The 21,340-nt window shown below is 40.0% G+C and carries 22 protein-coding genes; 2 read left to right on the top strand and 20 right to left on the bottom strand.

The window, feature by feature from the left end:
• Positions 1 to 16: 16 nt before the first annotated feature.
• From AWM74_RS08935 to AWM74_RS08890, 10 genes are all read right to left on the bottom strand, one after another.
• Entirely contained in the window at positions 17 to 814 is a 798-nt protein-coding gene (locus tag AWM74_RS08935; protein ID WP_026466020.1) for an SDR family NAD(P)-dependent oxidoreductase, read from the bottom strand.
• A 27-nt stretch (positions 815 to 841) separates the two neighbouring features.
• Positions 842 to 1,762, bottom strand: coding sequence for a ribonuclease Z (gene rnz / locus AWM74_RS08930; RefSeq protein WP_026466019.1), 921 nt, complete (start codon positions 1,760 to 1,762; stop codon positions 842 to 844).
• A gap of 257 nt (positions 1,763 to 2,019) precedes the next feature.
• Positions 2,020 to 3,345, bottom strand: a complete 1,326-nt coding sequence (obgE, locus tag AWM74_RS08925) for a GTPase ObgE (protein ID WP_026466018.1) — start codon at positions 3,343 to 3,345, stop codon at positions 2,020 to 2,022.
• 37 nt (positions 3,346 to 3,382) lie between these two features.
• On the bottom strand, positions 3,383 to 5,461 hold the full coding sequence (glyS, locus tag AWM74_RS08920; protein ID WP_026466017.1) for a glycine--tRNA ligase subunit beta: 2,079 nt from the start codon (positions 5,459 to 5,461) through the stop codon (positions 3,383 to 3,385).
• Positions 5,461 to 6,387: a glycine--tRNA ligase subunit alpha gene (gene glyQ, locus AWM74_RS08915; protein ID WP_026466016.1), complete on the bottom strand. Its 927-nt coding sequence runs from the start codon at positions 6,385 to 6,387 to the stop codon at positions 5,461 to 5,463. Before glyQ ends, glyS begins: the two co-directional genes overlap by 1 nt.
• A gap of 261 nt (positions 6,388 to 6,648) precedes the next feature.
• The gene (recO, locus tag AWM74_RS08910; protein WP_026466015.1) at positions 6,649 to 7,449 is read right to left on the bottom strand and encodes a DNA repair protein RecO; all 801 of its coding nucleotides are present in this window, start codon (positions 7,447 to 7,449) and stop codon (positions 6,649 to 6,651) included.
• A 60-nt stretch (positions 7,450 to 7,509) separates the two neighbouring features.
• A complete protein-coding gene (era, locus tag AWM74_RS08905; protein WP_016897385.1) occupies positions 7,510 to 8,508 on the bottom strand; it encodes a GTPase Era in 999 nt (332 codons plus the stop codon).
• Positions 8,509 to 8,526: 18 nt separating this feature from the next.
• Entirely contained in the window at positions 8,527 to 8,952 is a 426-nt protein-coding gene (locus tag AWM74_RS08900; RefSeq protein WP_016897386.1) for a diacylglycerol kinase family protein, read from the bottom strand.
• The gene (gene ybeY, locus AWM74_RS08895; RefSeq protein WP_048728125.1) at positions 8,927 to 9,457 is read right to left on the bottom strand and encodes an rRNA maturation RNase YbeY; all 531 of its coding nucleotides are present in this window, start codon (positions 9,455 to 9,457) and stop codon (positions 8,927 to 8,929) included. The genes AWM74_RS08900 and ybeY overlap by 26 nt, the downstream gene beginning before the upstream one ends.
• The gene (locus AWM74_RS08890) at positions 9,438 to 10,406 is read right to left on the bottom strand and encodes a PhoH family protein (protein WP_016897388.1); all 969 of its coding nucleotides are present in this window, start codon (positions 10,404 to 10,406) and stop codon (positions 9,438 to 9,440) included. The genes ybeY and AWM74_RS08890 overlap by 20 nt, the downstream gene beginning before the upstream one ends.
• Positions 10,407 to 10,581: 175 nt before the next feature.
• Between AWM74_RS08890 and AWM74_RS08885 the strand changes: the two genes are divergently transcribed.
• Positions 10,582 to 11,532, top strand: a complete 951-nt coding sequence (locus tag AWM74_RS08885; protein ID WP_026466013.1) for a phosphoglycerate dehydrogenase — start codon at positions 10,582 to 10,584, stop codon at positions 11,530 to 11,532.
• Positions 11,533 to 11,616: 84 nt separating this feature from the next.
• Here AWM74_RS08885 and AWM74_RS08880 read toward each other — a convergent pair whose 3' ends face one another.
• The 6 genes from AWM74_RS08880 to AWM74_RS08855 form a co-directional block, all read right to left on the bottom strand.
• Positions 11,617 to 12,381 (bottom strand): 2-keto-4-pentenoate hydratase, encoded by a 765-nt coding sequence (locus AWM74_RS08880; RefSeq protein WP_026466012.1) that lies wholly within the window; start codon positions 12,379 to 12,381, stop codon positions 11,617 to 11,619.
• 20 nt (positions 12,382 to 12,401) lie between these two features.
• Positions 12,402 to 13,190 (bottom strand): SDR family NAD(P)-dependent oxidoreductase, encoded by a 789-nt coding sequence (locus tag AWM74_RS08875; RefSeq protein WP_026466011.1) that lies wholly within the window; start codon positions 13,188 to 13,190, stop codon positions 12,402 to 12,404.
• Between the two features lie 454 nt (positions 13,191 to 13,644).
• Positions 13,645 to 14,088, bottom strand: a complete 444-nt coding sequence (locus tag AWM74_RS08870) for a GatB/YqeY domain-containing protein (RefSeq protein ID WP_016897393.1) — start codon at positions 14,086 to 14,088, stop codon at positions 13,645 to 13,647.
• Between the two features lie 30 nt (positions 14,089 to 14,118).
• On the bottom strand, positions 14,119 to 14,292 hold the full coding sequence (gene rpsU, locus AWM74_RS08865) for a 30S ribosomal protein S21 (RefSeq protein WP_003142732.1): 174 nt from the start codon (positions 14,290 to 14,292) through the stop codon (positions 14,119 to 14,121).
• A gap of 268 nt (positions 14,293 to 14,560) precedes the next feature.
• The gene (locus AWM74_RS08860; protein WP_026466010.1) at positions 14,561 to 14,980 is read right to left on the bottom strand and encodes a Fur family transcriptional regulator; all 420 of its coding nucleotides are present in this window, start codon (positions 14,978 to 14,980) and stop codon (positions 14,561 to 14,563) included.
• A 40-nt stretch (positions 14,981 to 15,020) separates the two neighbouring features.
• Complete coding sequence (locus AWM74_RS08855) at positions 15,021 to 15,998, bottom strand: ring-cleaving dioxygenase (RefSeq protein ID WP_081665651.1); 978 nt, start codon at positions 15,996 to 15,998, stop codon at positions 15,021 to 15,023.
• Positions 15,999 to 16,166: 168 nt separating this feature from the next.
• On the opposite strand from AWM74_RS08855, the gene AWM74_RS08850 reads away from it, so the two are divergent.
• Positions 16,167 to 16,997 carry a pyruvate, water dikinase regulatory protein gene (locus AWM74_RS08850; RefSeq protein WP_026466008.1) on the top strand — a complete coding sequence of 277 codons (831 nt, stop codon included), beginning with the start codon at positions 16,167 to 16,169 and terminating at the stop codon, positions 16,995 to 16,997.
• Positions 16,998 to 17,318: 321 nt separating this feature from the next.
• On the opposite strand, the gene AWM74_RS08845 is transcribed toward AWM74_RS08850, so the two are convergent.
• The 4 genes from AWM74_RS08845 to pyrR form a co-directional block, all read right to left on the bottom strand.
• Entirely contained in the window at positions 17,319 to 18,242 is a 924-nt protein-coding gene (locus tag AWM74_RS08845) for a dihydroorotate dehydrogenase (protein ID WP_026466007.1), read from the bottom strand.
• 31 nt (positions 18,243 to 18,273) lie between these two features.
• Positions 18,274 to 19,548 (bottom strand): dihydroorotase, encoded by a 1,275-nt coding sequence (locus AWM74_RS08840; protein WP_026466006.1) that lies wholly within the window; start codon positions 19,546 to 19,548, stop codon positions 18,274 to 18,276.
• Positions 19,523 to 20,434 (bottom strand): aspartate carbamoyltransferase catalytic subunit, encoded by a 912-nt coding sequence (locus tag AWM74_RS08835; protein WP_026466005.1) that lies wholly within the window; start codon positions 20,432 to 20,434, stop codon positions 19,523 to 19,525. The genes AWM74_RS08840 and AWM74_RS08835 overlap by 26 nt, the downstream gene beginning before the upstream one ends.
• Positions 20,435 to 20,581: 147 nt before the next feature.
• Positions 20,582 to 21,088: a bifunctional pyr operon transcriptional regulator/uracil phosphoribosyltransferase PyrR gene (gene pyrR, locus AWM74_RS08830; protein WP_003142739.1), complete on the bottom strand. Its 507-nt coding sequence runs from the start codon at positions 21,086 to 21,088 to the stop codon at positions 20,582 to 20,584.
• Positions 21,089 to 21,340 lie beyond the last annotated feature (252 nt).

Here is a 21,340-nt window from a genome sequence, read left to right as displayed (position 1 = left end):
TAAGTTTCGTAGAAAATTAGTCTCTAAATTGGCCTTTTTCATAGGTCATATGAATCAAGCGATAGGCTAGGCTTGGCGCCAATCTCATTAGACGGTTCATAATGTCGTAGTAAAATGGCACGACTACCTCAAACTGGCCACGTTCAATCGCGGTTGCCATTTTGTCAGCAACAATCTCTGGTGTGGTGGCAAAAGATTGGACATTTTTAAAGTATGACCCATCTTTATCCGCGATATCAAAGAAGGCAGTGTCAACTGGACCAGGCAAGATACAAGTCACTTTAATCTTGGTTGACCACAAATCTTGTCTTAAGCCGTTGGCAAAGGCATGAACGCCCGCTTTACTGGCTGCGTAGACAGCTGATTTAGGCGTTTGAATTAAGCCAGCAACTGACGCAATTAAGGTGATGTTATTGGCTTTCGTATCTTGGTGTAACATCCCAGCAGCAAAGCGTTTTGAAAGAAACATGGTTAATAATAAATTTGTATGGGTCAGTTTTGCGATTTGCGTATAAGCTTGGTCACTAATTGTTGAAAAATCACCGAAGCCTAAACAATGGACAAAATTTTCGATTTGTCCTTTGTCAAAGCAATATTGGGCGAATTTCTCGGCTTCGTCACCAGTCACTAAGTCGGCTGTATAAGCTAAAACTTGTCCAGCACCTAATTCTTTGGCCTGTTTCTTTGTTTCGTCCAACCGCTTTTTATTCCGACCGTTGATGATGATATTTCTACCTTCGCTGGCCATTTTATAAGCAAAAGCTTGACCGATTCCAGAAGATGCACCCGTAATGACTGTGTATGTTTGAGACATTTTCATCACTCCTATAAATGTGGCTACTTATCCGAGACTGATTGAATCAAAATCTTTTACAATTTGGCTATTGGCAAACACTTTTTTGGCATCTGCCTCTAGTTGTTGTGAGGCTTTTCCTACATATCTAGCTGAGATATGGGTTAGTAATAATTTCTTGACATTGGCTTCCTTAGCCACCTGACCAGCTTGTTTAGCGGTTGAATGGTAGTAATTACGCGCCATGCGTTCCTCGCCGGCAGCAAAGGTCGCCTCATGCACTAAAAGGTCCGCATCTTTAGCAAGAGCTACCGCATTTTGGTTATAACGGGTATCACCTAGGACGGTTACTATATGGCCCTTTTTGTCAGGTCCAATAAAGTCACGACCATCTAACTGGGTACCGTCTTCTAAAGTAATGGTCTTACCTTGTTTTAATTGACCTAGTAAAGGCCCATTTGGTACGCCCGCTTCCCTAGCCTTATCTATCAACAACTCCCCTACTTGGTCTGCCTCAATGATTCTAAAGCCATAAGACTGAACGGCGTGGTCTAAAGTCTTATAGATGACCTGGTATTGGTCATTTTGAAAGACCATACCTTCATCGGCTAACTCCTGAATGATTAGATCATATCCTAAGGTCGTACGGGTAACTTTAAGAAAGTTATCAATATAAGCTTTAATCCCTTTAGGTCCATAAATGGTCACCGGAGCTTCCCCGCCTTGATGGCTTCTTGAAGATAAAAATCCTGGCAAGCCAAAAATGTGATCTCCGTGTAAATGCGTGATAAATATTTTAGTAACTTTACGCGGTTTCAATGTGGTTTTCATAATTTGATGTTGCGTTGCTTCCCCACAATCAAACATCCACATTTCATTACTTTCGTCTAATAGTTTTAACATGATGCTTGTCACATTACGGCTTCTACTCGGAACGCCAGCACCTGTTCCCAAAAAAGTTATCTCCACTTTTTTCGCTCATTTCTATTTTATATATTCGTAAAAAAATCAAGAGCGCACATTAAATCCAAGTCTCCCTGTTCAATGTGCGCTCGTCTTTTGATGGGTTTGAGACTAAAGAGTCACCCCCCACCAACAATCCTCATGATATCAGGCGCCCAAAGTCAGAATTATACGATGCTTCCCAAAATACGCCAATTACTTTTAAAGTAATTGTTCGGCTTTTGATCCGGCCCGTCAATTCTAAACGACTTTTGTCGCACCTACTATTCTTGGAATTCAAACTCGTAATCTAAAATACGGATAATATCCCCTTGTTTCGCACCACGTGCAGCCAAGGCTTTATCAACGCCCATATTCTTCAACTGACGAGCAAATCGTAATGCCGACTCATCATATTCCAAGTTCGCCATCTTGAATGTTTTCTCAATCTTGTCACCGTACAGGTAGAAGGTACCATCAGATTCACGGCCTACATAGAATGGCGGCTCTTCGTCTTCAGGAATTTCATAAATCACTGTTTCAGTAGACGCTTGTTTACCTTCTTCAGCAATGCGCTCTTCTTCTAAACGGATCAATTCAGCCGTATGGTCCATTAAAGGATCTAAGCCTTCTCTAGTATAAGCTGAAATTGGGAAGATTTCTGGCAATTCCAAGTCTGGATAGTTTTCTGCAAAATAACTTGCAAGTTTTTCCTTGAATTCTTCAATATATAATTCAGCTTCAGGAATATCCATTTTATTGGCTACGATAATCGTTGGTCTAGACATCAAATTATCATCATAATTATCTAATTCTTTGTTGATGGCTACATAGTCATCAAATGGGTCGCGGTTTTCAGAACCACCCATATCAATTACATGTAAAATCACCTTAGTACGCTCAACGTGGCGTAAGAATTGGAACCCTAAACCAATACCGTCAGCAGCCCCTTCGATTAACCCTGGTAAATCGGCTAATACAAAAGATTCATGTGAACGGGTATTTACCACACCCAAGTTCGGTGTAATTGTTGTAAAGTGGTAATCACCAATTTTAGGTGTTGCCGCTGTAACAACAGATAGTAAGGTTGATTTACCAACTGATGGGAAACCAACTAATCCAGCATCCGCGATCAATTTCAATTCTAGTTGTAGGGTAATTTCGTCACCTGGTTCACCATTTTCAGCGATTTCTGGTGCCGGGTTGTTGTGAGTCGCAAATTTCATGTTTCCACGGCCACCACGACCACCATGTGCAACGATGAGCTCTTCACCGTTCTCCACTAAATCACCAATAATTTGACCAGTGTCAAAGTTTTTGACAACAGTTCCAGGGGGTACAGCGACATACATATCCTCTGCACCACGACCGTACATACCTTTTGGCATCCCATTTTCACCTGGTTTCGCCTTAAAGTGTCGGTTGTAACGGAAATCCATCAAGGTTCTTAACCCTTCGTCAACTTTGAAGATGATGTCGCCTCCGCGACCGCCATCTCCTCCAGCTGGACCTCCATCTGGACGATATTTTTCTCGTAAAAAGGCAACCATACCGTCGCCACCCTTACCTGCTTTTACCCAGATCTTGGCATAATCAAAAAATGTTGACATATGTTACCCCTCCTTTCAATTTCTTTTATTTTTGCTTTTATTTCGTGTTAATACGGTTTGTATCAGCAAGCGTTAAAATGGCTTGCGCAATCATGCTTAAGATGGCTAACCGGTTGTTTTGTACTGTTTGATCTTCAGCAAATACCATGTTGTTATCAAAGAATTCAGTAATAACTGGTGTTAAAGCCTCAAGTTGATTATAGTTGTCCTGCATGTCATTTGTCATCTCTAAGCCTTTGGCGGCATTGAATAATGCAGCTTCTGAATCAGATTCAAAACGACTTTCTTCTATTGTAACATCTTGGACATTTAATTCACGGGCTTTCGCACCCAAGTTCAAAATACGGTTCCATGCTTCAAGCGTTTCTTTAAATGACGCTTTTTCACTAGCTGCTTGTAAGACTTTACTTGCCGCTAGTTTTCTTAAGATATCCGCTGAACGACTTTGCAAAACAGCATCCGCAATATCGTAACGAACTTCTTGGTCATTTAAGATAGCTTTCAAGCGGTCATTCACAAATTGGCTTAAAGCTGTTTGTAATTCAACTAGGCGCTCTTGGTCTTCAATACCATAAACAGTCTGCAAGATACTAATGATATCAGTTTTCCAGTCAAAAGTTAACTCATTTTCGATTAGAATACGCACAATTCCTGATGTTTGTCGACGTAAAGCAAACGGATCGTTTGAACCAGAAGGAATTCGGTCAATATTAAAGAATGAAATCACTGAATCTAGTTTATCTGACACAGCAAACAATTTACCCAATTGGCTAGCAGGCAATTCACCTTCAGCAGAAATTGGCATGTAGTGTTCGCGAATAGCAGTAGCAACTGCAGGTACTTCACCAAAGGCTAAGGCATATTTTTCACCCATAATCCCTTGTAATTCTGAGAACTCATCCACAATACCGGTCATTAAATCGAACTTGTAGATTTCACCAGTACGAGTGATGTCTCCGGTTTGGACGTCAGCTAACTGACCGGACCATTTTTCGGCTAGATATTTGGCGATTTGACCAGTACGGGCCATTTTTTCCTGTAAGGAACCAATTTCAGCATGGAAAGTTACCTTAGCTAAACGGTCTTGGAAGTCTTGAATCGTTTTGGTTTTATCTTCATTGACGAAGAAGAAACCATCCTCCAAACGTGCAGTCAGGACTTTTTGATTACCCTTACGGACATTATCTAAGTGATCAGCGTTACCGTTACGAACAGCTAAGAATAATGGCAACAATTTGCCTACTTGGTCTTTAACATAGAAGTAACGTTGGTGGTTCTTCATTGAAGTGATCAATACTTCATCCGGTAACGCTAAGTATTTGTCGTCGAAGTTGCCGATAAAGGCAGTTGGGTATTCAACAATTTGGGTAACTTCTTCAAGTAAGTCAGCATCGATATCGATTTGATATTTGTTTTCATTCGCTAATTGTTCGATTTGTTGTTCGATTAATGCTTTTCGTTCGTCTTGGTTTACAATAACAAATTCATCTGCCAAGGCTGCTTCATAAGCATTAGCGTCCACAATCACAACCTCTTGAGAACCTAGGTAACGGTGTCCGCGAGAGATATTTGAAGCTGTTAGATTCAAGAATGTTAACGGTAAGACTTGGTCATCTAATAAGGCAACCATCCAGTGGATTGGACGAATGTATTTAACGTCATAAGACGCCCAGTGCATTGAAACAGGGAATGACATTTGGTCGATAACTGAAACCACATCTTGTAAAATGTCGGCCGCTTGGCTACCTGGTTCCGAAATATTAATGAAAACATACTCTTCACCTTTAACTTCTTCAAAGTAAATATCCTCAACAGAGGCACCTTTACCGCGAGCGAAACCTTGGGCAGCTTTGGTCCAATTACCCTCTTCATCTTGGGCAATACGTTTAGCAGGTCCCTTAGCTACTTCAGAAAAGTCTGTTTGCTTGTCGGCTAAACCATTAACACGTACAGTCAAACGGCGAGGTGTCGCAAATGTTTCGACATTGTCAAAAGTTAAACGGTTGTCTGATAAAAAGTTTTCTACTAGTGATTTTAATTGGTTCACGGCATTACGTACGTATTGAGCAGGTACTTCTTCCAAACCAATTTCAAATAAAAATGTATGTTGGCTCATTATTTTTCCTCCTTCAATAACGCTTCTGCTGTTTCACGGTCTAACAATGGGTAACCCAAGTCAGCACGTTTCTTCACAAACATTTTAGCTACACGGCGGGCCATGTTACGGATACGAGCAAGGTAAGCTGCACGGTCAGTAACAGAAATCACACCACGAGCATCTAGTAAGTTAAATGCATGTGAACATTTCAAAATGTAGTCATAAGCTGGGTGGACTAATTCGTTGTCGATTTGTTTCAAGGCTTCAGCTTCATACTTATTGAAGGCAGAGAATAACATATCTACATCCGATTCTTCAAATGAGTAAACTGAATGCTCGTATTCTGCTTGACCAAAAATTTCACCGTATTTAACGCCTTCAACCCATTCAATATCGTAAACTGAATCTACTTCTTGGATGTAAGAAGCTAAACGTTCTAAACCATATGTTAATTCCGATGTAACAGGTTTACATTCTAAACCACCAACTTGTTGGAAATAAGTAAATTGAGTGACTTCCATCCCATCTAACCAAACTTCCCAACCTAAACCAGCACAGCCAAGTGATGGGTTTTCCCAGTTGTCTTCTACAAAACGAATATCATGTTTTAATGGGTCAATTCCTAATTGTTTCAAGCTTTCAATGTATAATTCTTGAATGTTATCTGGGTTTGGTTTCATCACCACTTGGAATTGGTGATGTTGGTATAAACGGTTAGGGTTCTCACCGTAACGACCATCTGCTGGACGACGAGATGGTTCTACGTAACAAGCGTTCCATGGTTCAGGACCAATTGCACGCAAGAAAGTATAAGGTGACATGGTACCCGCACCTTTTTCTGTATCATAAGCGTTTAAAACTAAACAACCTTGTTCAGCCCAGTAGTTTTGTAAAGTTAAAATTATATCTTGAAATGTTTTTTGATTCGTTGCCAAGATGTTCACTTCCTCATTTTTTAATCTATTATGATAGTGGTCAAATACATCAGAAGACACAAAAAAGCCCCTATGTATTTGAAAAAACAAACACATAGGGACGATTATCTCGCGGTTCCACCCTACTTCTAACGGATAAAATCCATCAGCACTTTATTGTTAAGTGCTCCAATATGCCTTCACAAGGTTTCAATCCAGCCGCTCCCACTATCCGGCTTCGCTTTGGAATCTACATCTTCTTACTTAGTATTTTCACTGCACTTCTTTTATTCAGCTATTATCATACTTTTTTTCTCTTTTGTCGTCAAGCGGATTGACGAAAGTTTCCATTTGGCTGATAAAATGCTTACTTTTTAAGTGGATCCCTACATACTCTTCGTAAAGATCATCCAAGGCTTGCCGAATTTCAGTTTTTGTTGTCGCCTGTAAGTCCACTTGACCTAGTTTGTCATATGGTATTTGACTAAACAGTCGAATAAAATGACTTGCCCGTGGTGACCAATGGAGACGCCTATCATCCATGTGAAAATGTTGTTCGCATAAAACGCCAGCATATTGCATGGAATAGTCAAAACGGCCTTGATCACGGCCACAAATAGCACATGACCTAAAGTTAGGGCCCACCCCGAATTTCGGCAGCAACTGAATTTCAAATATATTGGCCACGACTGACGGATCGACGCCGGCTTCTATTTTGCCTAGACCTTGCCAGAGCAGGTTAAACACCTTGTCTTCTTCAATGAAGTCTTCAAAGGCGGCATCGGTCAACCCTGTCATGTAGGCTGCATAGGCATTAGCCTGTATATTTGAGATCGTTGCCTTTGGAAATAGAACATCGTCCGTATCATTAAGAAAGGAAAAACCTTTATCGTTGATGGTTCCCACAAAAGAGGCTCGCATATAGGGAAAGGCAATTTCCCTTAAACCGTTATTCTGTCGTTGAATATTCTTAATGAAGAACATCCGCTTACCAAATTCCTTGGTGAATATTTTAATTAGCAGGTCTTTTTCCTTGTATTTCCGCGTAAAAAGGACAATCCCATCGAAACGCGCGTAATGGTCTTTTCGCATGGTCTTGTCCCCTTTCGTTTTGCATGTCAATATGATGCCATTTTGTTAGCGATGCATTTATTAACCCTTATAGTTTTTATGGTTGTAGCCAAGGTCACCTAGGTTAGCCTTGTTGTTACGCCAGTTTTTGATGATTTTCACCCAAAGTTCTAAATAGATTTTAGACCCAAGTAAATTTTCGATTTCCTTGCGGGCTTCAACACCAATTTTCTTGATCATCTTACCGCCCTTACCAATGATAATCCCCTTTTGACTCTTTTGGTCGACGATAATGGTTGCATACACATGCACGCGGTCCAGTTCATCTTTTTGCATGGAGTCTACTTGAACAGCAACTGAATGTGGGATTTCTTCATACGTATTTAATAAAATTTGTTCACGGATTAATTCAGAAACCACAAAGTATTCTGGATGGTCTGTGATAAATTCAGATGGATAGTATTGTGGTCCAGTCGGCAATAAACCAACTAGGGTATCGATCAAGGTCTCCACATTATTGCCGTTTAAAGCAGATAGTGGGATAATCCCGTCAAAAGATTCTGGGCTTGGAATAGTTTGCATAAAGTCCGCTAAGGCTTCAGGGGATACCTTATCAATTTTATTGACACCCAAGAACTTACGAGTCTTGTAGTTTTTAATCTTTTCAAAGACAAATTTGTCACCCGGACCAATAGGTTCTTCCGCATTCACCAACATTAAGATGGCATCTACTTCTTCAAGTGATTGGTAGGCAGATTTATTCATAAATTCGCCCAACTCATTATGAGGTTTATGAATACCTGGTGTATCAATGAAAACAATTTGCGCCTCATCTGTTGTATAAACCGCTTGGATTTTGTTACGCGTCGTTTGCGCCTTATCAGACATAATGGCTACTTTTTGCCCCACAACGCGGTTTAAAAAGGTTGATTTCCCAACATTAGGACGGCCAACGATGGCTACAAATCCTGACTTATAACCATCAAAGTCATCTTCAGCTTGGTCTCCGTCATCCTCTAGTAATTTTTCTAAATCCTCAATGTTGTCAAAATCATTTATATTAAAATCTTCTATATTCAAAAATAGTCTCCCTTATTTTTATGTTAATTTGAAAAAAAGTAAAATCTCAGGTACAAAAATTAGCAAGCCAACAATTACAGCCATTGTAGATGAAATCAGTACACCACCAGCCGCTACATCCTTCACATTTTTTGCAATGGGATGGTATTGGTTGTCGGTCACTAAATCAATAATCCACTCAGCAATGGTATTGGTAATTTCCATACAGATCACAATAGCACAGGTTAAAATTAAAATTAACCACTTTTCAATGGACAAAGCAAAAAACCAAGCGGCCGACATGACTAAAATCAACCCCAAAATTTGGTAACGAATGTTTCGTTCATGAATAAAGGCAAATTTTATCCCACTTAAGGCATACCCCATTGATTCAAAAAAATTATGGTTCTTATCCACTTTTGGTGGTTTTGGTACTTGTTTACGCTCTTTTAAGTCCATAAGCATCTAAAATCTCTTTCTGTAGGCCAAACATTTCCTTTTCATCTGCTTCATTCAAATGGTCGTAACCATTCAAATGCAAGAATCCATGGACAGCTAAAAAGCCTAGTTCACGTTCAAAAGAATGGCCATAATCAGCTGCTTGTTCGCGTGTTTTATCAATCGAGATAAAAAGATCGCCCAATTCACGTGGCATATCCTCTGGCAAGCCCATAACTGCTAATTCATCTTCACCTAAATCTTCAATCGCAAAAGAAATCACGTCAGTTGGACGGTCAATGTTGCGATAAGTTTTATTGATTTCATGAATTTCTGCATCGTTCACGATGGTCAAAGATAAGTCAATTTCTCCAGTAAGTTTCAAATAATCTGCTGCAAAATCCAATAATTCATGCAACATCTCTTTATCTTTACTAGAAAGCCCATTCGTCTTATCTTCAAAAATTAAATCTAACACTTTTTCACCTTTTTTCTTTTTGCCTTGTCTATCGTTAATTACCCTTATCTTCATTGGCATAGGCATTGATGATTGCTGAAACCACTGGGTGACGAACAACATCAGTCGCTGTAAAGTGCACAAAGTCGATATCTTTAATCCCCTGCAAGTGTCTTTCCGCATCGATTAACCCGGATTTAGCACCTCTAGGTAAATCAATTTGTGTCTTGTCTCCATTGACAATCATCTTAGACCCGAAACCAAGACGTGTTAAGAACATCTTCATTTGGGCAACCGTTGTATTTTGTGCTTCATCAAGAATGACGAAAGCATCTTCCAAAGTCCGACCACGCATATAAGCAAGTGGTGCCACTTCAATCACGCCACGTTCCAGTAAGCGTTCAGTATGCTCCCGGCCATAAATAGTATATAGGGCATCATATATTGGTCGTAAGTACGGATCAACCTTCTCTTTCAAGTCACCAGGTAGGAAACCTAAGCTTTCCCCTGCTTCAACTGCTGGACGCGTTAGGACAATCCGTTTTACCCGTCCTTGTTTTAAAGCCTGAACGGCCATCATCACTGCTAAGAAAGTTTTCCCGGTACCAGCTGGTCCAATCCCAAAAGTAATGGCATGTTTATTGACAGCGTGTAAATATTGACGTTGACCTACAGTTTTTGTTCGAATAGCTTTCCCTTCAAAGGTCCGGCCAATTTCCTCTTCATATAAACTTACAAAGTGGTTGATAGTCCCATTCTTTGCCATTTTAATCGCAGTAACCACATCACGGTCACCAATTGTGATACCTGATTGTAGAATAACTTGTAATTCTGTCAGTAAATCAATCGCTTGGGCAACATCCGCTTCTTGTCCGGTTACTTCAATTTGCTCATCTCTGGCAAATATTTGCACCTCAAAAGCTTGTTCAATCAAAGAAAGATTACGGTCCTCAGTACCAAATAGTTGTACGGCTAATGCTGGATTCATCAAGGCTACACTTTTACTGATTGCAGATTCTGTCAAATGAAAACTTCCCCCTTTTCGTATTAAATAAATTATAGCAAAAATCTGGCATAAATACGAATAACAGGTCGTTAATTTTCGAATGCTTAGCCCTTTTACCGAAAAAAAGTGTTTGTTTTCGCAAGTCAACCAATCAATGATACAATAGAGAAAACGCTTTAGGGAGGCACACACTATGCAAAAAATATTAGCCATCGCAAACCTTGTAAAGGATTGGCAAATCGATGATATCAAAGACTTAGCAAGTAATTATCAGGTGAAAATGGCGGACGAGTTGACCGACACAGACTTCCCCAATATTGAAATTCAATATGGCTGGGATGCTGATTTAGCTGAAAAATATGCAGCAAATGGTTATGATAGCCTTCGCTGGATCCAAGTCCAATTCGCTGGCATCAATCAATTACCTAAAGAAGTCGTCGCTGATGAAAAGATTCAAATCACAAACATGAGTGGGATTCATGCGACACCAATCGCAGAGACCGTTTTTGGTTACATCTTGAACTACTACCGGAGTTTACATATTTATAAGGCGCGTGAAGAAAAACAACATTGGGAATATGCCCAACACATGTCTTTGCCTGAAAAGAAAATGGTCGTGTTTGGTGCTGGTAATGTAGGGAAAGAAATCGCCCGTATCGGCCAAGCATTCGGTTTAAAAACTGTTGGTGTGAATACTTCAGGCCGCGATGTACACTACTTTGATCAAACAGTGAAAACAGCGGACGGCTTTGAACAAGTGACTGATGCCAATATCATCGTCAACGTCCTACCAGAAACAGACGCCACACAAAACGTCTTTGATGCTACATATTTCGGTCGTCAAGAAAAACAACCCTTATTTATTAATGTGGGACGTGGATCAGCCATTGTAGACCAGGACTTAATTGAAGCTATTGATCAAGGTGTCATTGCCTATGCATCCCTTGATGTCTTTAGAGAAGAACCTTTGCCAGCAGACCATCCTTTCTGGGCCCATGACAAGATTGATGTGACGCCACATATGACTGGTCAAGTAGAACACTTTGCAATTGAAACTTACAAGATATTCCAAGCTAACTTAGCAGCTTACACAAAAGATGGCGATTTATCAGTCAATGTCGTTTCAAAAGAAAAAGGCTATTAAATCACAATAAGTCAAATAGACAATAAAAGCATTTGCTTTCCTAAATCTCGGAATAGCAAATGCTTTTTTGATTTTATTTTGCCTTTATTTAGCGTTTAGCGTAACTGGAGGTAGACCTTCAAATTGGCCAACATAAACGCCTGGTTTAATAACTTTCGGCATATTAACGGCACCTGAAGCCACAAACATGCCCGGCTCAATAGCTTTGCCTGTTTCAGCCAATTTCTGTGCCAACCATTGGACTGAATAAGCTGGGTGACCCATCACCTCTTTTGAAGAACCTTGGGTGTATGGTTGACCATCTACTGTTACTGTCCCCATCACGTCATCAATTTCTTGATAAGTCCGTTTGACGTATTCACCAGCTACTACACCTGCATTGGCTGCCCCATCGGCAATCAATTCAAATTTTGAAATGTTCCCGTACCAATCGTCATACCGGCAATCAGGGATTTCATATCCTGTCGCCACCTTGCATTTAGACATAATGGTTTCCACTGAATCGTCAGACGAAATCCTTTCTTCAGCCTTGAATATGATTTCAAATTCTAACAAAGGACCCATAAATTTGCTCAGGTCCATATCCGAACCCCAAACGCCTTTGTCCGTCATGACGCCGTATAAAGGCGTTGTGGTCTTAAAAAATGACTGCTGAATTTTTGCTGACAAGGAAATTTTATAACCTGCAACTTTTTCACCAGCCTCTTTTCTTAAATCTAAAACAGCTTGTTGCACTCGGTAGCCGTCTTCTTCATTGACAATTCCAAATTTCCCGTATTGTACCGGCACTTTTTCATTATCTGCCTGATATAGTGTCTTACTAGCGTGAATAATTTCTTGATCCATCATAAGCTTTTTTCTCCTTAGAATTACATAGCGTCTGATGCGCCACCATCAATATTGACAGCTGCACCACTCACATATGAGGCGGCATCTGAAGCAAGGAAGCTAATCACTTTAGCAGCTTCTGTTGTTTCACCAACACGGCCCATTGGCGTATGCGTATCTTTGGCTTTTTGTTTTGAAAACTCTTCCCAAGTTGGATTTTCTGGGTCATTTTGCCACATCTTTTCAACCTGTTCACTGCGGATATAACCAATACATACCGCATTTGCACGAATATTGTATTCACCGTACTCCTTACTCAATTCTTTGATGACAGCTAAACCAGCTGAACGAGCTGGTGAAGTCGGTACAGACTTTGGACCTGGCGTCTTACCAGAATTTGAAACCACGCTAATAATTGAACCTGAAGCTTGTTTACGCATATAAGGCAATACTTCACGGGTAAAATTGGCCACACCAATAATTTTAATTTCCAGGTCGAATCGCCATGTGTCATTATCTACTTCTTCAAATGAGCCCGCTCTGTGGCCACCCGCATTATTGACTAAGATATCGATAGTCCCGTATTTGGATGCCGTATCCGCGATCGCCTTTTGGACAGCGGGTAAATCTGTGACATCAGCTACTGCGTAATCCACTTCAACCCCTGTCGCTTCTTTAATAGCTGTTTGTGCCTCAATTAATCGGTCTTCGTGGCGGGCTGTAATCACAACTTGTGCACCCTCCTCAGCAAGTGTTTTCGCTGTTTCAAATCCAATACCTCTACTTGCCCCTGTAATGACTGCTACTTTACCTTTTAATCCTAAATCCATCAAAATCGCTCCTTTATCTTTTAAGATCTTATTTGATTTGAAAAAAGGCTCCACTTAACTTCCAGACTTTTACTATTCTTCACGACTTTGCCCTCAGCTAATAAAAAAACGACGACCGTCAACAGGCCGCCGTTTCATTAGCTAGAGCCCGTTTCACGTGGAAAAGGACTCTCCTAGAGAAGAATCCTACTTAGCTAATAATAATAAATCTTGTTTTGAATTAAATGGAGACGCAACAAATACGCCAGCATGCATGATATATTTGGAAGATATTCTAAATTGGCGCATTGTTGTCACTCCTTTCAAATTGCTAACTACAATTTATCAAAAACAAGATGTGATTGCAAGTTGTTTTTAATTTATTTTTAATTATTTTCTCATTTAAAGTGTGAGAACCGATTTTTTGCCCAACAAAAAAGGAAGTCCGAAGACTTCCCTCTTAGATCTAGATTCATTAACCTAAATATTTTTTTGCTACTGTTTGGATTGCATTACCATCCGCTTGACCTTTAAATTTGGCCACAGCAGTTTGCATGACTTTACCAAAATCCTTCATAGATGTAGCGCCAACTTCGTCAATAACTTGTTTGACACCCTCGTCTAATTCAGCTTCTGATAATTGTGCAGGCAAGTATTCTTCGATAATCGCAATTTCAGCAACTGCGTTATCTGCTAATTCTACATGGTCTGCTTGACGGAACTCTGCTTCCGACTCTTTTCGTTGCTTCAACTCGCGAGCCAAAAGTTCAATTTCTTCATCTTCAGACAATGCACTTCCCTTGTTAATTTCAGCATTTTGAACTGCTGCTTTTAACATACGGATAACAGATAACTTAAATTTATCTTTAGCTTTCATGGCTACCTTCATATCGGTATTTAGTTGGTCTAATAACGCCATGATCCGCCTCCTTTATCGCAAGGTAAACGATTAGAATTTACGTTTACGAGCCGCTTCAGATTTTTTCTTACGTTTTACTGAAGGTTTTTCGTAGAATTCACGTTTACGTGCTTCTTGTATTGTGCCAGATTTTGAAACTGAACGTTTGAAGCGACGAAGAGCGTCGTCAAGTGATTCGTTTTTACGAACTACAGTTTTTGACATGACATTTCCCTCCCCTCGTTACTACAAATCGTTCTTTCATACTTGAAAAAACGTTCTAGTGAATTATACGCCATTATATTTATAAAGTCAATTATCCTAAGGTAAATTTGTTGAGAATTGTGTTATTCACAAGTGATTATGTCTTAAGTATTTCTAAGGGAAAATGTCCCAAGTCTTTACCAGGAAAATGCTAGCCCAATTAGCTGCGATTTTACCTACGAAAAAAGAGCTAGAAATGGTCTCTAGCTCCTTTTCCGAAATATTTATCTTACTGGCATTCACTACAAAGCCCTTGTAATTCAATGGTATGGCTGACAATTTCACAACCTGGTAATTGATCAGCAAAGAATGTCATGTGGCAAGAATTGATTGGAATCGACTTGCCACAATTTGTACAGATAAAATGATGGTGGTGTCCTAAATGTGGATCACAATGCTTTCTAAAGACCATCTCCCCGTTGACTTCAGAGGTTTCAAGGAAGTGGTGGTCTTCGAATAATTTTAGGTTCCGGTAAATGGTATCGAATGAGATACCTGGATATAAGTTTTCTAATCGTTGCTGCACTTCTTTGGCGCTCAGGAAATAGGCCCCTTCTTCATCAAAGACGTTTAACATGTCAGCACGTTTCTTGGTATATTTAAAACCAGCTTCGTGTAGGACTTGCATGGACTCATCTACAAAATTCATAGTTATCACTCCAGTTCCTACTTATTCTAACACGGATTGATTACGATTTGAAGCCATAATCATTGGGCTGTGTTGTATCAAATTGACGGATTTGCGACTCAATATGCGCACGGTTTTCTTCCAAGAATGGCGGTAATGATAATGATTCACCTAACGTTTCATATGGTTCATCACCCATAAAACCTGGTCCATCAGTTGAGATTTCAATCAAGATGTCACCGATACGTGCGTATAGGGCTTCAAAGAAGAAACGATCGACTAAACCTGAACTTGGTAGACCGATTTGTTGATACTTGTTGACCCAATGTTGGATGGCATCGTGGTCAGCGACACGAAATGATACATGGTGAACTTCACCGTATCCTTGTAATCCAGGTGGTGTCACTAAGTCTTTACGTAAGATAACTTGACCACCGTTACCACCCTCGCCTACTTCATATAGGGCTTCTTGACCATCGTCTGACAATTGTTTCATGCCATAGATTTGTTCGAGAATTTTTCCAAAGTCTTCATAGTAAGATACTGAAATTTCGATTGGTCCTAATCCGTAAATCGCTTTGTCTTCTGGGACTGGACCATTTTTCCAAGGTTTACCAGGTGCAACACCCTCGTTTTTTTCATCTGAGAAGATTTGTAGGCGTTGACCGTCAAAATCTTCAAAACGTAAAACTTTCTTTCCGTAAACTTCTTTAATTTCTTCAGTCTTCACATCAAATGATTTCAACCGTTCTTCGTAGTAAGCTAAGGATGCATCATTTGGCACACGTAAACCGATACGAGAAATTGAGTTTGTACCATAGTAACCACTTGGCACGTCCGGAAAGTCAAAGAATGTTAAATCTGTACCCGCGTTCCCTTCATCATCTGAGAAGAAGGTATGGTAAGTATGAATATCATCTTGATTAACTGTTTTCTTAACCAAACGCATGCCCAAAACACCTGCATAAAATTGATAGTTCTTTTCCGCGCTTGAAGTAATAGCCGTTACGTGGTGAATACCTAATAAATCTGTTGACATAATTATTGCTCCCTTTTAATGAAATATCTTTTAAGTTTTTATATTTCGAATTCGTATTAATAATATATCATACTTTTGTTTCGAATTCAAATTGTTTTATCTTCGATTTTTCTGTCATATTATATATGGTAGAATAAGCTTAATATATAGATTATTGGAGGCAAAAAGATGAGCCAAGTCACACCACAAAAGCCAAAGTATTTCCTGATTTCTGATGCAGTTGGATCGCTAGTGAATGATATTTTCCAAAGCGTGTCCGTTCAATTTCCATCCGTTGAATTTGATATCACTAATTACCCTTTCATACAACACGATGACATGCTACTACCTATTTTAAAACAGGCAAAAATTGAAAAAGCATCCATCGTTGCTTCTTTCATCAATAAAGACCTTAATAAAATTGCGGAAGATTATTGTGAAATGGCGGGGATTTTCTACTTGAATGTCCTTGACAAATTAATGGATCAGATTGTGAGCCAAACAAATGTGAAACCGTCCGGAAAACCGGGTATTCGCCACCAACTTGACGATGAATACTATAAACGAATTGAGGCCTTAGAGTTTGCGGTCAATAACGATGACGGTCAACAACCCAAACGCTTTATCGATGCGGATATCGTCTTATTAGGGATTTCTAGAACGTCTAAAACCCCATTAAGTATGTATCTTGCGAATATGGGTTATAAAGTGGCCAACCTGCCGTTGGTCCCAGAATCTAGAATCCCAGATATTATTTATAAAATTGATCGGTCAAAAATCATTGGCTTGACCAATGACGTCAATGTTTTAAATAAGTTCCGTCGTGAACGGATGCGCTCATATGGGATTGAAGATGCCAGTCTATATACAAATGATGCCCGAATTGAAAAAGAATTGGCCTACGCCAACAAACTATACGAAGAGTTGAATTGTCCAGTCATCAACGTGGCTGACCGGTCAATTGAAGAAACAGCCACGTTGATCATCATGTTCTTCAACTCAACCAAAACCTCAGGGTGAGAGAGCCGACGTTCAGACAGGAACATTGGAAGTTTAAGGCAGTAGATGGCGAAGTCAGCTACAACTTAAACTGAAATGCAGTCCTGTCTTGAGGCTCAAACCCGACTACCCAGGGTGAGAGAGCCGACGTTCAGACAGGAACATTGGAAGTTTAAGGCAGTAGATGGCCAAAGTCAGCTACAACTTAAACTGAAATGCAGTCCTGTCTTGAAGCTCAAACCCGACTACCCAGGGTGAGAGCGAAACCGCTCAGCTTAAAATAACACTATAAAATAAAAAAAACAGCGCCATGATTGTCATGAGCGCTGTTTTTCAATGTATTTATTGTTTGATCATCATTTTCATTTCTTGGACTAATTTTTCAATAGATTCAATATTCAGTTCATCCATACGTGCTGGCAAGCCTTCGATGATTTCCTTACAAACCATTGGGTTGGCGTAGTTGGCAGAACCTATTTGAACAGCTGTTGCACCAGCAATGATCATTTCTAATACATCATCAATGCTTTCGATACCACCTACTCCAATGATAGGAATATCTACTACTTGTGCAACCTGACGTACCATTCTTAAGGCAACATATTTCAAGGAAGAACCAGACAAGCCACCAGTTATCCCACCTAAAACGGGTTGTCTTGTTTGTAGGTCGAATGTTTGACCTGTAATTGTATTGATCATTACAATAGCATCGGCACCTGCAGCCTCTACCGCCTTTGCAATAACCGTAATATCTGTTACATTAGGCGTTAATTTTACATAAACAGGTAAAGACGTTACGGCTTTTACCTGTCTAGTTAAATCTGCTGCTACTTCTGGATCGGTACCAAATTGTAGACCACCTAGTTTAACATTTGGACAAGAGATATTTAATTCGATAGCCTTTACATTCTGAGCTTTAGATAAAGCTTTCGTTGCCTCAACATAGTCTTCAACTGTTGACCCGGCAACACTTTGAATAATGGGTACATCAAATTGTGCTAGATAAGGTAATTTTTCTGCTAAAACCCCTTCAACGCCTGGATTTTTAAGACCAACTGAATTTAAAATACGTTCTCCGGAGTGGTAGTAACGTGGATCTGGATTCCCTTTTCTAACTTCTACAGTTGTTGATTTATCTACTAAAGCACCTAAAATGCTTAAGTCATATTTGTCTGCAAAACCTTCTCCATAACCAAAACAGCCAGACGCTGGCATTACTGGATTCTTTAATTCTAAACCTGGTAATTTAACACTTAAACGTGACATAATAGCCTCCTTAAATGACTCTTGGTACACATTATTGTTGATAAACGATATTTCCTTGATAAATAGTCAAAGCACACATACCAAATACTTCTTCCCCGTTAAATGGTGTCACTTGTGATTTTGATAAATAGTCTGCTGGATCAATTGTATAGGCTTGCGATAGATCAAAAACTGCAATATCTGCTGAACTACCAACTGATAGTGTAGCAGGTGCTAAGTCGAATACATCTGTTGGTGCTGTAACCATTTTTTCAAGTAAAAAGGCTAGAGACATGATACCTGTCTTTACAAAATGGGTGTACATCACAGCAAACGCAGTTTCAATACCAACAATTCCAAATGGTGAACCCATAAAACCGTTAGCCTTCTCAGCCAAAGTGTGCGGTGCATGGTCAGTTGCGACCATGTCTAAAGTACCATCTAACAAACCTTCTAATAAAGCCGCTTGATCTTCTTCACCACGTAAAGGTGGGTTCATCTTGTAAGTAGCATCGTCAGCTGGGATATCTAGTTCATTTAGAATTAAATGATGTGGTGCAACTTCTGCTGTCACATGCACACCACGCGCTTTACCGTCACGAATAGCTGCGACAGATGCCTTAGTGGATACGTGACAAACGTGGTAATGGACACCTGTTTCTTCCGCTAAATGAATATCACGTGCAATTTGACTAGATTCTGTTGCATTTAAGATACCAGGTAAACCAAGTTCCTTATTTTTAACACCCTCATGCATTACACCGCCAAATAATAGACTTTCGTCTTCCGTATGGGCAACGATTGGTTTACCTAGGCGGGCTGCTTCTTTCATAGCCAGATACATAGTGCCTGCAGTTTGAACCCCAAACCCGTCATTGGTAAAGGCAAAGGCTTCTGGCATATTTTCCATGTCGACTAAGTCATCTGATTTAAGGTTACCTGTAATTGGTGCATATTGTAAGACTTCAATAACTGCATCTTGATCAATCAATTCTTGGATAGCTGTTAATTTTTCTGGTGTATCAGGTGCTGGATTCAAGTTAGGCATGGCCGCAACGCGAGTAAAACCACCCCGAGCTGCTGCTTGACTACCAGTTAAAATGGTTTCTTTATCTTCAAAACCGGGTTGGCGGAAGTGGACATGGACATCTGTCAATCCTGGTGTGACTAACTTCCCAGCCACATCAATAACTTGGTCATTATCCGCAACGTCGAAATCTAATTGCTCGCTAACTGCGACAATCTTTTTGCCGTCAATTTTTAAATGAATATCTACTAGTTGATTATCTTTTGTAACCTGTTTACCATTTGTGATTATTAAGCTCATCATATCTTCCTTTCAATACCCATTCCAAAATTGCAATACGTGCATAAACCCCGTTGGACATTTGTGACACAATCCGACTCTTCTCGCACTCGATCAATTCATCCGCAATCTCAACGTCCCGGTTAACTGGTGCTGGGTGCATGATAATGGCGTGGTCTTTCATGGTTTGGAATCGTTCTCGCGTTAAACCGAATTTTTCATGGTAGTCTGCCTTTTCAAAAGGCTTGTCCCCGTTTGGATGGCGTTCCAATTGAACTCTCAGCATCATCACGACATCGGCCGTTTTCACAGCGTCGTCAACTGACATCCACTCACCATATTTTTCATAGCGCTTATCAAAGTATTGGTTTGGCCCAGCAAAAATGACATTCGCCCCTAATTGATTTAGCATCATCATATTGGAAACGGCTACCCTTGAATACATGATATCACCAATAATGGCGATATCTAAGTCTCTAAAGTCACCGAATTCTTCGTAAATGGTCATAATATCAAGTAAAGATTGGGAGGGATGCTGACCTGCTCCTGAACCCGCGTTTACCACCTGCACATCAAGGTTAACCAGTTGGTCAGGATAGTTAGCGTCAGGATGGCGGATAACCACAACGTCGGCACCGATTGCTTGCATGGTCAGGACTGAGTCGTATAGAGACTCCCCTTTATTAACGGATGACGTTGTCAGGTCAAAGTTCATCCGATGCATGCCAATTTTGTGTTCAGCCATCTCAAAACTCATTTTGGTTCGCGTTGAATTTTCAAAGAACATATTCACGATCGTTCGGTCGCTCTTAAAACTGTCTCGTCCATGTTTAAAGTCAGACGCTCTCCTCACTAACATCATAAATTCTTCATTGGTAAATTGTTCTACGGATAAGAAATGTCGCATTCATATACCTACTTTCATCGAAAAAAGTGCTTGTAGATCCATGTCTACAAGCACTTCGCTAGGTGAATACACTGGTTCTACATAAACCAGTTCACATAGAAAAATCACTTGTAGCCTCTCGGACCCACTTAAAGTAATACACTACGTCTATTTAATTAAAACCTCGTCTTTATCATCTACTTCATTTAAAGCCACAACCACATCTTCTTCACGAGCAGTTGGGATATTTTTTCCGACAAAATCTGCACGGATTGGGAATTCTCTATGTCCACGATCAACTAAAACTGCTAAGGCAATCTCAGCTGGACGACCTAGGTCAACACAAGCATCTAAAGCAGCGCGTGTTGTCCGGCCAGTATATAAAACATCATCTACCAAGATGACCTTTTTACCCGTTAAATCTGTCCCTTTTTTTGCCACTTGAATAGCTTCTTCTGCGTCATCACGGTAACCATCGATATTGATCTTTTCGACAGGAACAACTCCTTCAATTTCTTCAATTTTAGCAGCTAGACGTTCAGCTAAAGGAACACCTCTCGTTTCAATCCCAACAAGTACCAAATTATCAATACCCTTATAACGTTCGATAATTTCATGAGATAAACGTGTTAAAGCGCGGCCAATTTCTTTTTCATTCATAATCACTTTTACCATGGTATGACCTCCATTATTTGCTTAAGTAAGAAAAAAGACTACTTCCCTACTTGCGTGCGCAAAAAGAAGTAGTCTTTCCCCATTCGGTTAAAACTAGACGTGTCATGCCTTCTTCGTCTCTCTGGACGCAAGTTAAAGGTTTTCATTTATTTCTCATTATTATAACGCACCTAAAAAAAAAATCAAGAGTTATTCAATGGGTGCAAGAAGCGGCACAGTTTTCATAAGCCAAAGTACCACAAAAGGTGTAGC

The sequence above is a fragment of the Aerococcus urinaeequi genome (assembly GCF_001543205.1).
GTDB lineage: Bacteria > Bacillota > Bacilli > Lactobacillales > Aerococcaceae > Aerococcus > Aerococcus urinaeequi.
The sequence above is the reverse complement of the archived record's forward strand: the minus strand, read 5'-3'. Positions and strand labels throughout refer to the sequence as shown.

What these genes read in the sequence shown, in the direction of transcription:
- AWM74_RS08935 (WP_026466020.1), bottom strand. Translation starts at nt 814, where the DNA reads ATGTCTCAAACATACACAGTCATTACGGGTGCATCTTCTGGAATCGGT.
- obgE (WP_026466018.1), bottom strand. Translation starts at nt 3,345, where the DNA reads ATGTCAACATTTTTTGATTATGCCAAGATCTGGGTAAAAGCAGGTAAG.
- glyS (WP_026466017.1), bottom strand. Translation starts at nt 5,461, where the DNA reads ATGAGCCAACATACATTTTTATTTGAAATTGGTTTGGAAGAAGTACCT.
- recO (WP_026466015.1), bottom strand. Translation starts at nt 7,449, where the DNA reads ATGCGAAAAGACCATTACGCGCGTTTCGATGGGATTGTCCTTTTTACG.
- AWM74_RS08900 (WP_016897386.1), bottom strand. Translation starts at nt 8,952, where the DNA reads ATGCTTATGGACTTAAAAGAGCGTAAACAAGTACCAAAACCACCAAAA.
- ybeY (WP_048728125.1), bottom strand. Translation starts at nt 9,457, where the DNA reads ATGAAGATAAGGGTAATTAACGATAGACAAGGCAAAAAGAAAAAAGGT.
- AWM74_RS08885 (WP_026466013.1), top strand. Translation starts at nt 10,582, where the DNA reads ATGCAAAAAATATTAGCCATCGCAAACCTTGTAAAGGATTGGCAAATC.
- AWM74_RS08880 (WP_026466012.1), bottom strand. Translation starts at nt 12,381, where the DNA reads ATGATGGATCAAGAAATTATTCACGCTAGTAAGACACTATATCAGGCA.
- AWM74_RS08875 (WP_026466011.1), bottom strand. Translation starts at nt 13,190, where the DNA reads ATGGATTTAGGATTAAAAGGTAAAGTAGCAGTCATTACAGGGGCAAGT.
- AWM74_RS08870 (WP_016897393.1), bottom strand. Translation starts at nt 14,088, where the DNA reads ATGGCGTTATTAGACCAACTAAATACCGATATGAAGGTAGCCATGAAA.
- rpsU (WP_003142732.1), bottom strand. Translation starts at nt 14,292, where the DNA reads ATGTCAAAAACTGTAGTTCGTAAAAACGAATCACTTGACGACGCTCTT.
- AWM74_RS08860 (WP_026466010.1), bottom strand. Translation starts at nt 14,980, where the DNA reads ATGAATTTTGTAGATGAGTCCATGCAAGTCCTACACGAAGCTGGTTTT.
- AWM74_RS08855 (WP_081665651.1), bottom strand. Translation starts at nt 15,998, where the DNA reads ATGTCAACAGATTTATTAGGTATTCACCACGTAACGGCTATTACTTCA.
- AWM74_RS08850 (WP_026466008.1), top strand. Translation starts at nt 16,167, where the DNA reads ATGAGCCAAGTCACACCACAAAAGCCAAAGTATTTCCTGATTTCTGAT.
- AWM74_RS08845 (WP_026466007.1), bottom strand. Translation starts at nt 18,242, where the DNA reads ATGTCACGTTTAAGTGTTAAATTACCAGGTTTAGAATTAAAGAATCCA.
- AWM74_RS08840 (WP_026466006.1), bottom strand. Translation starts at nt 19,548, where the DNA reads ATGAGCTTAATAATCACAAATGGTAAACAGGTTACAAAAGATAATCAA.
- AWM74_RS08835 (WP_026466005.1), bottom strand. Translation starts at nt 20,434, where the DNA reads ATGCGACATTTCTTATCCGTAGAACAATTTACCAATGAAGAATTTATG.
- pyrR (WP_003142739.1), bottom strand. Translation starts at nt 21,088, where the DNA reads ATGGTAAAAGTGATTATGAATGAAAAAGAAATTGGCCGCGCTTTAACA.